Raw genomic sequence first — 13827 nt, forward strand, 5'->3', positions numbered from 1 at the left:
TTCTAAAATACCTTAATAGTTTTGTGCAAAGTGAATTTCATCTATACCGTCTAATTTATAAATAAAAATAATATGTAAACTAGAAGAACTACTAATTCTTTTTAAGAATTAGTAGTTCTTTAATTCAGTTATGGTCTTTTATATAATTATCTAGGTAAAAAATTTTTTATATTAATTAGTGCAGTCAGTCTTCTCCAAAATAATCCTCATCCACTTTTTTAATCACAAAAGTCTCTTCATGACTAACACCAATATTGTAAGTAAACATAAATTCCGTAAGTGCATCACCATCAATTAATATGATTTTCTTATCAATCATTTGCACGTATTCCTTCGCTCCATCTGAAAAAGTAGAAGTCGTTATGAACACTCCTTTTCTAGCACGTTTACCATCAAGGCTACCAGAGAATTTTTGAAGCTCTGGGCGGGTAACCGTATTCTCCCAACGCTTAGCTTGAAGATATATCATATCAAGGCCAAGAATATCTTCTTTGATTATTCCATCGATTCCCTCATCACCAGATCGTCCAATTGCTTGGCCAGCGTCTTTCATCGTGCCACCGTATCCCATTGCTACAAGCAAGTCCACAACAAGTTTTTCGAAGAATAAAGGTGTGCCATTCATAACTTTATCCAATAAGTCTTCTTTTGCTTCTTCTTTCAAAACCTTATAGTTGCGTTCAATTTCTTCTAAAGGGGTGCTTTCATTTTTCACAGGAGAGACAACTAGGTTCGATTCATCCTCTCCCTTATTTTTGAAAAGACGGAACTCCTGAAATTGCATAAGAAATGCATTATCTATTGATGTGACATTAGGATCTGCAAGCACTTTTCTTCCTCGTTCCGTTATTACGAAGATTCCGGGACGAATGGTATTTAAGAGACCTGCTTTCTTTAAATACGTTCTTGTCCATCCTACACGATTATGTAAAATGCGCTGCTTGCCGCTTGGCAGTAATTCTTCTCGTTCCTGCTCAGTGAGATTAAACTCATCAGCTAGACGGTTATATGATTCGCGTAATGAATGCTCTTGTCCATCTTCAAGCATTTTTAAAAACGGGTACATGAATTCTTGATAGCCTGGTATTGTCATTACTACACCTCAATTCATATTTGCTAATAAACTATAAGATTGTGGATATAACATCATTCAAATGGTTCCAGTGAACAGCACGATTATGACAACTTGCCAATTATCATGAAAATGCATATCATGAATTGTGCTCAACACAAGGAAAACCATTTTCAAAACCAACAACTTTTAATATGGCAGAAATTCTTAAAAACTTTCATGAAACTACTTGATAAAAATTGAAAATAATTTTATAAATTTCATTCATTTCATTTTTATCTATGGCTATTCTTTTACCATTAATATAGAAATTAAGGGCTGGCTCTAATACTTTTCTACTTTTTTGTTTAAAAGTCAGCACTTGTTTATAGGAATCTATTTCCAATTCTTTTAACTCAATCATTTTGACTTCTTCAAGTAAATCTAAAATGTAATTGTAGGATTTAATATTAGTTTTCTTTAACTTTGATGTTACATTATGATATTCTTCTTCCAAGTATTCTGGCGGGAGATTCTCATAATGTTCATATCCTTTCTCATCAACATGTGTAATTACATTTTCATAAGGGTTTGGTATAGAATATAATTCATTATTTATTTTCTGAGCTTTATTAATTTCGTTAAATAGTTCTTCAGCGTTCTCTTTTAAATTTAGTAATATTTTCTGAGCTTCTTCCTTCTTTTCTCTAGAAATTCTATTATGCTCTCTTTGACTAATCCAGATAGCAATTAGTCCGGCAATAAGAGCTCCAGATAAAGAACCCCAAAAACTATCACTCAACCCAAATAAATTACCATCTATAGTTAGATTATTTAATGATAAACCGCTACTTACAATAAAAGAAACTAGAGAAAAAATAATGAGTAAAAGAACTGCAATTACAAAATTCCTGAAGGTAAATGACATTCCGTCTTCTTGTTCTCTTTCATCTATTTTACCACTCATATTTTATCCACCTTCAGCTAACCCCTAGCGCTTTATAAACCGCATCAACCGGATCCGAATAAAACACCGGCTGCACTTTCACTAACAAATCAGGCGGCACTGTCTGCAAATCCATGACAGAAGCAGCTGGAATCAACACTTTCTTCGCTCCTGCATCTACACAAACCTGCAACACATTCGCAAATTCTTCCACCTTAGCTATCGTCCCACCTACTGTCATATTGCCGATAACAATAGTACTCTCTTGAACTGGCTTATCTAATGCACCCGAGCAAAGACCAATCAATTCAGCAATAGCCAACTCATCTGTTAACCCAATCCCCTGCAAGTCACTAATATGCATCAGATAATCTTTCGTTTTAATAGCGATAGCATTGCTGATGCTTTTGCTGTTAGCCGTAAAGAAGCGGAATGCGGTGTCCAGGCTTTCACGAGCTTCACGTGAAGAACTCACTCCAGACTTGTCGAACTTGCCAGTGCCACTCACAACTTGATTTTCAAGTTTATATATACCAATCATCCCTGAATTACCATGACCCGCTACATAAACATGGCCGGGTTTTCCCATACCTTCCGGAATCAGTTTTCCGCCACCTTGTTCTGGCACGGAAGTATATTCTTCCTCTAATGTTTCTTTATCGATATAAGAGAACATGACATCGTAAAATTCCATGCCGCCGATTTTTTTGAGCTGCTCTTTTACCCGGCGACGGCCTTCTAATGCATAATGCAAAATTTCTTCAATGTCTTCTTTTGTATAGATGCCGTTCGGATAAATGAGCTTCACCATTCCAGATACCGTTTTCCGGACCGCAATTGTATCCCGCTGGTTCAAGTTATTGCCTAACTTGAAATAGCGGTCAACCGAATCGGCAAATGAACGCTTGCGCATTTCTCTGAAAAATTCTGCGATATAATCGACAATAAAGCCATAGTTATCCGTAAAGAATTCCGGGCGCATTTTTGGGATTTCCCAGCCTGGTAAATAGTAATGCATGCGATCAAAAAACGCCGTATCATTTGCCATTTCTTCAGGGAATGGTGCAAATAGATGGGAAGTCTTCAATAAGACATCGACACTTTGATTGATGTTACCGACAAAGACCATTGAAGCCGAAGCGTTCTTCTCTTCTTTCCCTCGTGCAAACGAGCCGGATGCCATATAATCTTTCATGATTTGGATGCCGTCTTTGTCTTTGAAACGGATTCCTGCCACTTCATCAAACGTGACGCAATCCCACATGCCGACAAGTCCGATTTTACGTGAAGTCATGTTATAGAAAAGGTTGGCGACGGTAGATTGGCCGCCTGAAACCAATATCGAATTCGGTGAAATCTCTTTATATACATGCGATTTCCCAGTCCCGCGTGGACCAAGTTCGCACATATTATAATTGTTTTCAACAAGAGGCACGAGACGCAATAAAAGATGCCATTTCACACGATCTTCTAAGTGGGTTGGCTCCATACCAGTCGAACGGATCAAGACATCAATCCATTCGTCTTTGGTAAACTCTTTTCTTCCTTCAAAAATTTCTTGAATATCCATATTCGGCATTTGGATAGGCTGCAGGCTGCTCACGCTGAACGGATTATTGTTTCGGGCTTCTTCGTCGTAATAATAATCGAGTTTTACCATGCACCATATTCCACCGACCAACAGCTTATCGTATTCTTTAACAAAGTTGGATCCTACTGGAACGCCTTTTAACCCTAAGTTCGAGAATTCTGCTTCGTAAATATCCAACTTTGGATTTAAAACTACTGACACTTTATCGATGATCGAGTATTGACCTAATTCTCGGATACGCGATTTGATTTTCTCTGCTTCGTCAGGCCGCACAAAATTATCGGAAAGGATTTTCTTGACGCGTTCCACGCCTTCGCTAATGCTGTCTTCATCATCGGTTGCTGCGTACATGCCAAGCAAATATTCCAGCACATAGACTGGAACGTTTGCCCCTTCTTTAATCAGCTTGGTCAAGTCTTTTCGGACTACACGGCCCGCAAATGCACTGTTCAACTTTTTATCAAGATCAACTGTTAAGGATACTTCCGTTTTCCCTTCCATTCACACACCTCCTCCATTAAAAGTCAAAGTCACTGACGATACCTAGGTTAATCGAATACGGAATTTTGTCAGTAACCATCCCGGTTTCTGTATCTTTGATCATTAAATAATAGGTTTTGCTGCGGTCATAAGTGATACTCTTCAATACAAATCGCAATTTAAACGTCCGATCGGCCGGGTTATCGAAAGGACGGTCGCCGATAATCGTTTCTTCATTTGATAGAATCTCGCCATCTTGGTCGGCCATATAAATTAATACAGTGCGTGGCACCATTTTGTCTTCTACTTTTTCAGTTTGGAAGAACTCCAAATTAAAAATGCTGTTTGTTATTTTTCTTGTAGTAGTGGTCAATTTGATATCCACTTTTCGAATCGCTTGTGAACCTCGTTGGCCAGATCGCTTGTTCTTGAACGATACAAGCGGTATGACAACTTCTTGTAAACTTGCTCCTCCGTGGACAAAATTGACACCAGACCCTTGGATTTTATAGCGGATTGTTGCATTCGGCACATAAGCAGTCAATTGCTCTTCATTTTCTACTACTGATGTTAAGTCGATGGCTAACTGGCCTGACACTTCCCGTTTTTCTTTCGAAAGAATATAACGGCGCTTTATTTCAATCGCTTCAATCGCTTCTTTTTCTATTTTATCGCTTTCCTCTAACGCATCCCGCTGATATAAGAACCCATGGTCAGCAGTGATATAAATATTTGTACCACTTAAATCGTCTCTAATAATTTTCACTAAATCAGAAAGTTCATTCAACGCTGTCTCCACCGCATTAAACGTTGACGTTTCAGTAGAAGCATTGTCTCCCACAGCATCAATCGTATCATGGTAGAGGTAGATCAATTTCTTCCCTTTGAATGTCTCTCGGCGGGCAGCTTTGTTCATAGAAAAAACACTGCGGAAATTAAATGCAATACTATCTACAATTTTCGATTCAATGATTTTTTTGCGGTTTTCAAGTCCTGATGAGTCTTTTCCATCAACCAGCACTTTACCGTCTTTATCAAAATCCAAAGTCCGATGCGGCAGCAGAGCCGCCATTCCAAGTTTCGTTACCGAAGGGACAACCCCGAGCATGTTTTGCATCTCAGAAATGCCTGTCGTTTCCGAATTCAAACGTTCTGCCAATTCCATTCCCACTTCGTATCGCATCGCGTCAGAAACAATGACAAACACTCGTTCATTGTTTTGCATATGCGGTGCTATGACCGAAGAATAGAAATTCTGTTGGCGTTGAATCCCCGGCAATGTCCATTGAGCTGTCATTTCTGAACGCACTGTTAGTGACCAATGGGAGCTTAACTCACCCATAAACCATTTTGAATACAAATTCTCGACCATTTCTTTCAACTTTTTCAATAACTCATGATTTGTATCTTCGTCATAAGCTACATAAAACTTGCGGTAATACGAATCCATCTTATAGTAATTGTTGATATAAGCTTCATAAACATCTATTGCTTGAATCCCGGTAATGCCTTGGCGATGTTCATTGTAAAACTCGTGCATTTTCACCGTATAAAATAGCGCTTCATAGACTGCCGCATACTTCTCATAATAATGTTTCACACGTCTAAGTTTAATTAGCTTTTTATACTCCTCGTAATCTTCAAGCTTTTCAATAAGGCTATTGGCAATATGGATAATGATGGCCCGGTCAATATATGGAAAGATATCCGATTGCTTAAATTCTTCTAAAGGGCTGGCATTTATCATTTGAGAAATAGTGATTTCTTGCTCGACTATTTCAATATAGTCATTGAATCTAGAATAATCGCTTTTGTGATGCATCCAGTGGTCGATAAACACCAACGCATTGGTTTTGCTGCGCTTTGCAATAAAATCATTTAGCCCAGTTAAATACTTTTCATCTACCGAATGGCTGAATGCCGTTACCGACAAATGAATAAATAAAGTCTTGAGCGTTTTAACTTCACGTTCATATCCGCAATAGTTCGCTACGTATGACCAGAAAACATCTAGGTCAAAGAACCGCTCTATCAAAGAAAGATATTTATTTTCAGCATCATCTAATGTATCCATCAAAATGGTTTTTAAGACGTCTTCAAAATTCGGTGTCTTTAAATTACACAAAACACTCATAATCGAAAGCTCAATCATCTCTTCGGTAAACGTCCCAATACCAAACGCAGCAAACTTTCTAAAGCGGTCTTTATTTTTAAAGAAACGCTCGTATTTTTTTACTGTCATGCGCAGCGATGGATCTATATGTAAGTCACTTAAAATTAGCGATATCCGATCTGCATAAAAAGTTTTTGAATACAAAACAGTATCCGCCAACCAATTATCTTCTACACTTAAATCTAAATTTGTATAAATCAAATAAGAGGACGCTGAATCTTCTTCCTCCAGTAAATGTTTCGTATAAAACTGATTTTTATCAGTCAGCGAATGGACCTTTACTCCATCTATTACCAGTTCATCAATTTCTTCTGTAAACTCTTGATCTTTATCAACCCAAAAAACAAGCTTTCGCTGTTCTTCTTCTTTTAAGGGCTCTTTAAAAATGTCTGATAGCGCAGACGCGATTTGTACCATGTTCATGACAGTCACCTGCTTTCTCTATCCATTATAAAACAAAGATACATCAGAAATCTCCGATGTATCTCTGTTTGTTTTATATTTTGGCAACTAGCCCTTCAAACTTCGCATAGTTCACTGCTACACCATCATCCAAATCAATTTCAATCTGCATATCGGCCATGTGGTGTAACTTTTCATCATATGCTTTCAATTCATCGATTTTCTTATCAAGGGACTTCAATTCTTTCTTAGCGTCAGTAATTTCTTTTATCGTCGAATTACCATTAATGATGTTAAGCAAGTCTCTTTTTTCGGCATCCATACGAATCTGGACTTCGTGTAAATAGTCAGTACGAATGCGTGAGAGTGTTGTCTTATCGTAGCGGTGCAAATAGATTAGACAATTGAATGCTTTCTCTTTACCAGATGTGAACAACCAGTAAATCGGTCGCTTTTTATATACTTGTATATGATCTTTATAGAAATCATTTAAGAAATAACGACGTAAAGTTTCTCTCGCTGTTTCATTATTTTTACTGCCAATTATATTAGCAATATATTCTAAATTTGCTTCCAAATTTTTCATTCCAAATGTCACTTGAACAAACGAAATTATCTTATTAACAATATCATCTTCAAAATATGAACCTGTTAGTACTGGGATAATATTATCTTTGTCTGGCAAAAAAGTTTTATGGAGTAATGAATCAAACTTTCCACCTGCATAAATTAACTTTTCTTCATCTATCGAATATCTTCCTACAGCACAACCTACAGCGTAAGATATGAACTCCTTAATCAAATCAGTCTCTTTTATATCTTCAGTAACATTTTTTTTATTTTTTATTTTTTCACTAGTTTCATTTAATGGAAAACCGTATATTTGATTGAATTTATTACTAATACTCATTTCAACTTCATGTAAATTTTCAATTAATTCTTTTCGGTTTTCCTTAAAAGCTTCTATTGCTTCATGAAGGGAACTTTTTTTTGTTTTCAACAAAACATTAGAAGAAAAATCCCAAGACGTTTCCTTATAATCCCATTCTATTTTAGATAACTTTATACATTCTTCAACTTCAGTTTTTATAATGTCTATTAAAGCATTATCATTTGGTATTATTACAGGTAAAGATTTTATAGTTCCTACTTCATAATTTAATGTTGGGCTAAGGGCTTTTAATAATTCAGTTATGATAGAAGAATTCAATAATCCAAGTATATATAAAGTATTATCATTAAGTTCAAAAATAGTACATCCTGCCACATCAAAAATAGTTCCATTTTCTTGAATTCTTACAGAAAAATCTCCTGCAGTTATTTTCGACCAAGTAATGCCCTGTTTAAAATAGTATTCCTGATTCCAACACTCACTATTTTTCTTTTCTATTAAACCTTCTTTTAATCTATCTAATTTATTTTGTTTAATATTAAATCCATTATCTTCCCAGTCTACAATATATTCTAGATTTCCATACCATTTTCTATATGTTCCCCCTTTGTTATAAGGAACCCATTTTCCTGAACGAAGAGATAATTCTTCTGCGTTTCTTGCATCTTTAATAAACTTATTAATATCAACCTCATGCCACATTCTTACAAACTTTTCATTTTCACCTGTTGCTAAACCTATTCGCGGCTTACCGAATTCTTCCAGCTTGTTTGCGTTATCAAAAATTTCTATCCATCTGACATCAAGCCAATATGACAATGGGGAATCAGGTATTAATCGAAATAAATCAGAAGAAAGGAGACTATATTTTCTGCTTGCCTTTAACCTTTTAAATTCTTGCATTTTATCTATTGATTTTTTTTGATCAGTGGTTCTTATAAATATTGTCTCTTTATCTACTTTATAGTTCCTCATTATAAATGATACTGTTTGAACTACTTGTCCGTTTATATCATCAAAAGCATTTGATCCTAAATGCAAAACATTTTCAAAAGTTTGAGTTTCTAACATTTTTTTACGAAGATTTTTAAATCTGCTAATAAACATCCATGATTGTTGATTTATAGCAGCATACATTGCATTTTTCTTTAAATAATCATTTAATTCCATGAAAGCACCAAATAGATCAGCTTTAGAATCGGGATAATTTTTCTTCATATAATCAGAGAGTTCTTTATTCATGCTTCCTGCACTCATGTATGGAGGGTTTGTTATTAAAATATCATATTCTAAAGACATTAAGTTCGTTTGCTTAATTAACTTTGGTAATAGATATAAAAACTTCTCTTGTTTCTCAACTTCGAAAATTTCTGTAACAGGGTTTGAATGCATAAATTTTAATCTATTCTGTAAATATGTGTAGTCATCATTTTTAAGTTTTAAGAGAGAACCTATAGCTTTTGCATTTTGAAACTGCTTTATGAAAGTCTGAGTTTCCTCATACTTTTCTTTGTCATTTGCAAGAAACTCAATATCTTCATTCGTCAGGCTATTTGTTTCTTGTATGGAAGCTAAATTGAGGGTTAAGCCTTCTCTTTCAATACTTCTTAAGAAACGCTTATTATATTCCATAGCTTTCATGACTACTGAAAAACTAGCGAGCTGGTAGGCCCTATCATCTATATCCAAACCGTATAAGTTATTTTCAATAATAAGACGAGGAATTTCTCTCTCCATATAACCGCTCTTGCTATATATTTCGAAAAGTACATCAAACATATACACTAGGATATGTCCACTCCCCATAGCAGGATCGAAACATTTAATGTCTTCCACTTTCAATTCTTTATTTATATATGGTTCAATTTTTTCTTCAAGATCTTCTTCAGTGTTTTGTAAGTAAAACTCCCAATCACTGATTAAATCTTGATGTTCCGGATGAGCTTCAACCCAATAACGCCCCAATGAGTTTTGCACCATGTAACGGACTATCCAATCAGGTGTAAATAATTGAGTCGCAAAAGGAATCTCTTCCGCTTTATATTTCTTCTTCGCTTTAAATACACGGTCTTTTTCTTCAGCAATATAATATTGATAAAGCCAACCGATTACTTCAATCTTTTCCCAATTACTTTCAGGTATAACTTCAACATTCGTCATTTTTCGAATGAACGAATCTGTAGCTAATAATCCTTCTGGAAATAATATCTCTGTATAATCATCTATTGTTTCAAACATAAACGGCATATAGTGATTTAAATCATTGCAATGTTTGATAATAAGGTACTTGAACAATTCTTCGTTTTTATTATTCAATTTCAAATCATATATATACTCTTTATTCAAATCTAATTCCAGTGATAGAGCCTCTTTCATCATATCCGGCTCTGTATTTTCTACATTTAGTGAAGACAATACACGCACTCTAGTTGGGAGATAATCATTTACTTCCATGAAACGAAGAGCTGTAAATCGGTTAAACCATGTATAGGCCGTTTCTTCCATTACACGATTGAAGCCGATATCACGAATTCGAGCAATCAACTTATTTCGTTGTACCCTTTCTTTTTCAGAAAGTTGCTTGCCATCTATAAAGATGGCATCAGAGCTTTCAATAGTAGCTTTTTGGATTCCTTCAGCTGTAATTCCGACTTTTCTAGCTTGAAGTTCCACTCTTTCTAATAATTCTCTTCTTGCTTCTGTAGCAAATTTCTTTAATGCTGACTTATTCAAAACTTCTTCACCTGCTCAGTCTATAAATTCTATTTTGTTGTTGGTTTTTATCATATTCATTAATTTTTCTGACAAGGTATTGATGTATTGATTCACATCTTCTTCTGAAGATAATGAAGATGTATTTACCAAACTTCTAAGGCTAACTTTTATCCCTTCAGAAGGTGGACCTACTGGTGGTTTGACAACAGTTATTTCGCGTTTAATCTGTTTTTCTATTTTCTCTTTAAAGAAAGTACTTTGTGTAATTGTCGCATCAACTTTGAAGATATCTGTAAATTCTTCTAAACTCTCATTCAAATGCATATAATAATTTTCTATTTGCTGCTTAGTATTTTCTGTGACGCCCTCTTGTTTGGCCATTGATGAAAGGAATTCATAATCTATCTTCACCTTATCTTTAGCATGGTTTTTTTTCTCAATAAGAATAGATTTAACTTGTTCTTCTATTTTATGAGCCAATTCAGGAATCTCTTTAATTTTTTTATATGGAACCGGATCTTCTAAAATCAGGGTTAATTCTCTCGCTGCTGCTTTTAAATCTTCTCCGCCCATATACGTCTTGTTTTCTTCGTATTTAGCATACTGATACAATCCTTGGTTAAAAATGTTTTTTTGATTACTATGAAAGAAATCTTTCACATACATAATATCTTCTTCCCAATAAGCCAAGTCATCTTCTAATTCCTTTAATTTTGTGAAGAACGCTGCATTATCCAAACCATTATGAAATTGATTGAAGTATTCAAGGCCTTTATTTAGAAGACTCTTTCCTGGATATTTCTGACCTTCATATTGAGCTTTTAATTCATTAATCTCGGCAATTTGCATTTCTATTAAAAGTCGGAGATCTTTCACTAGTCCATCTTCATCATCAGCTAAATCTGTTTTATTGAAAACTTCTTTCGCAACTCGCTTGGCAGCACGGATTAACTTTTCATCTACTTTTCCTCTTTTTACAATTATCGCTTTGTCCGAATCAGCCATCTTAGTGAAGATTGAAATTAATAGATTCGTATTCTGCTCAGGCTCTAAGTATTCAGCATTATATCGAATGCGAATAAGCTGTTCTTTCAATAGCTTCGCAATCAAAGCCGCTATGTCTAATTGCTTCCAGCCATATGGTTTGTCCATAAACCGGTCATATAAAACTTTGACACGAGTTTGTTTTTGAATATCGTCTTGTAAGGAAATAAAATCAAATGCTTCTTTCTTTGCCAATTCATTCGGATAGGTATCCAAAGAATTATCAAATGAAATCTGTTGGTTATCCGAAGCCAAGATATGGATTAACCCTCTTTCATTTTCCAAATGCTCTTTTACATACCCAAGCTTTGTGTAAATATTATCGACTAAAATTTTGAATGCTGCATTAAATTTTTCTTTTACGGATGAACCTTTTATATCGACTTTTTCACCATTGATAAAGAAAGACCCACTCTTTATGGCATCTTCCAGCAACTCACGGCCCCGGCGTTTGCGTTCCCGCACTTCTGCTTGTTTGTTGTTTAAGATGTTCTGGATATTTTCCGGAAGTTGCGTAATGTTCTTTTTCTTGCGATATTCCTCAATGCGCAAGGCTTCCTCAATTTCTTCCACATACAATTCACTGCCGCCCAGTTTTACAATCATTTCTCCGCTGCCGCTCGTCATCATCATCAGTTCTTGCTCGGACTTTTGATAATGGTCAGAGAGCGGGGAAATGATTTGGACACCGATGCTCGACGATTGATTGCCGTAATTTTTCTCATCCATCTTTTGATTGTATGAGAAAAGATACTCCGAAGAATAACGGAACCGCTTTTCATCGTAGAGGTCTTGGAAGATGTAAGTGGCTAACTCGCGTTTGACGATTTCCTCATCAATGTTCAAGGTTTTAATTTCACGGTTAATGTCTTGTTCATCGTCCGTTAAGAAAAGGTAGTAGTCACCATTTTTTTGGATTAAAGTCTGTGAGATGAGCTTTCTCAATGAAGCTTTAATTTTTTCTTTTAACTCCAATTTGTCTTCGTCAATGTTTGTAATCATTAAAGTCGCGATATTATCGATATTAGCCGGAAGTTCTTTAATGTACTTAACCATGAATAAGACTTTTAATACTTCCATATTAAATGGGTCATCTTTTAGCGCCGGGTTTTCATATGCTCCATCAATCACTCGTGATACTGACGGATTCAAAAACTCTCTAATCGTTTCATAAAAAGCAGGGAACGGGATCAAGAAACCTTCTTCTTCTGCCTTGTATCTTAAAGCCGTTTCTTTGTAAGCGGACAACATAGAACGCTCACCTTCAGATAAACTCTTACCTGAAGAACCGTGCTTTCTTATTTGTTCAAAAACGTTCTGAAGCAATTTAAATTGATATGGAATAAATGGATATACCTCTGCAAATTCCTGTTCATTTTCATAACCGCGCAAGTCCGCCGTGCTTTCACGGAAACTGATTAAGTTTTTAAGGATGGCGCTTTTCTCAGGATAAAGCAATTTCAATTTGTCATTCACGTAATCTTTTTTGAGAAGAATCCTTTTTTTAAGCACTTCATCTACAGAAATTGAAGACAGTGAAAGTCTTGTATCAAAACGGCCTTGAATCCGTGAGAAATCATCGCCTTTAACTTTAACGATGCTATCAATGCTTTCTTGTGAAGTCACCATGACCCAGGCTTTTCCTTTTGCATGCGTTCCAAGTTCTTCAGTTAGCGTTTGGAGGTTTAGCATCAAGCTTCTGCTGTCCCCTATGTATTGCCCAATTTCATCCACTAAGAAAATGAGGTGAAAGTTTTTGCCTTTTTCATCGATATACTCTTTTACATCTTTTGCAAATTTCTCAATGCTAATTTCGTAATTGTTGACGCCGTTGTCGAACCAGTTCCCAGCTGACTCTTCTGTCATGTCGGTAGCTTTTGAAAGTGCACTGACGATGTAATCTCTATCAAAGTAAAAACTGTTCCGGCGGTCTTCCCATGGTTCACCTGCAAGATTTTCAAACTCATCTTTGAAAATTTGGTAGGTTCCTTGTTTGTCCAAGTACTTTTCCATCTCAGCCACACCGGAGATGTCGCCGTAATAGCCTCTATGCTCGTAAAAGACTTTCATAAAGACGCGTAAAATCGCATCTTCTTTCGATTTATTGTCCAGTTGCGCTTTTGCATCAATATTAAATAGGATGGTCTCTGTTTCGATGTCTGCAGTCCGCTGCATATTGGCCAATACCAACGGATCTTGGATCTTATTATCAAAGAAATCTATCGCGCTTTTATCATGAACTTGCTTGTTTTCTAATAAATAAGCGAGTATTTTGAGGAAGTGCGATTTACCTGAGCCAAAGAACCCTGAGATCCAAACGCCCATTTTATCGGTCGAGCCATTTACGCCTTTTTGATAGTTCTCGTAAAACTTCGATAAATGCTTCTGCAACTCGCGCGTGACTACATACTCATCCAATTCCTGATAAATACTTTCATCATCGGTTTGCGCGACTTTAATTACGCCACGGATATCACGTTCTATATCTTTTTGAAACATTTCTTTCAATAACATTAATATACCCCCTCTATAT

Annotated in this window: 6 protein-coding genes; all 6 read right to left on the bottom strand. The window is 35.8% G+C overall.

What is annotated here, in order from left to right:
* Window positions 1–184 precede the first annotated feature (184 nt).
* Window positions 185–1093, bottom strand: a complete 909-nt coding sequence (locus QWY16_RS10665) for a restriction endonuclease (RefSeq protein WP_300989213.1) — start codon at window positions 1091–1093, stop codon at window positions 185–187.
* A 196-nt stretch (window positions 1094–1289) separates the two neighbouring features.
* Window positions 1290–2018: a hypothetical protein gene (locus QWY16_RS10670; RefSeq protein WP_300989214.1), complete on the bottom strand. Its 729-nt coding sequence runs from the start codon at window positions 2016–2018 to the stop codon at window positions 1290–1292.
* A gap of 13 nt (window positions 2019–2031) precedes the next feature.
* A complete protein-coding gene (brxL, locus tag QWY16_RS10675) occupies window positions 2032–4089 on the bottom strand; it encodes a protease Lon-related BREX system protein BrxL (protein ID WP_300989215.1) in 2058 nt (685 codons plus the stop codon).
* A gap of 16 nt (window positions 4090–4105) precedes the next feature.
* Window positions 4106–6664, bottom strand: a complete 2559-nt coding sequence (gene pglZ / locus QWY16_RS10680; RefSeq protein ID WP_300989216.1) for a BREX-1 system phosphatase PglZ type A — start codon at window positions 6662–6664, stop codon at window positions 4106–4108.
* A 73-nt stretch (window positions 6665–6737) separates the two neighbouring features.
* The gene (gene pglX, locus QWY16_RS10685; protein WP_300989217.1) at window positions 6738–10268 is read right to left on the bottom strand and encodes a BREX-1 system adenine-specific DNA-methyltransferase PglX; all 3531 of its coding nucleotides are present in this window, start codon (window positions 10266–10268) and stop codon (window positions 6738–6740) included.
* Window positions 10269–10283: 15 nt separating this feature from the next.
* Window positions 10284–13808, bottom strand: coding sequence for a BREX system P-loop protein BrxC (gene brxC / locus QWY16_RS10690; protein ID WP_300989218.1), 3525 nt, complete (start codon window positions 13806–13808; stop codon window positions 10284–10286).
* Window positions 13809–13827: the final 19 nt, after the last annotated feature.

It is taken from the genome of Planococcus shenhongbingii (genome assembly GCF_030413635.1).
GTDB lineage: Bacteria > Bacillota > Bacilli > Bacillales_A > Planococcaceae > Planococcus > Planococcus shenhongbingii.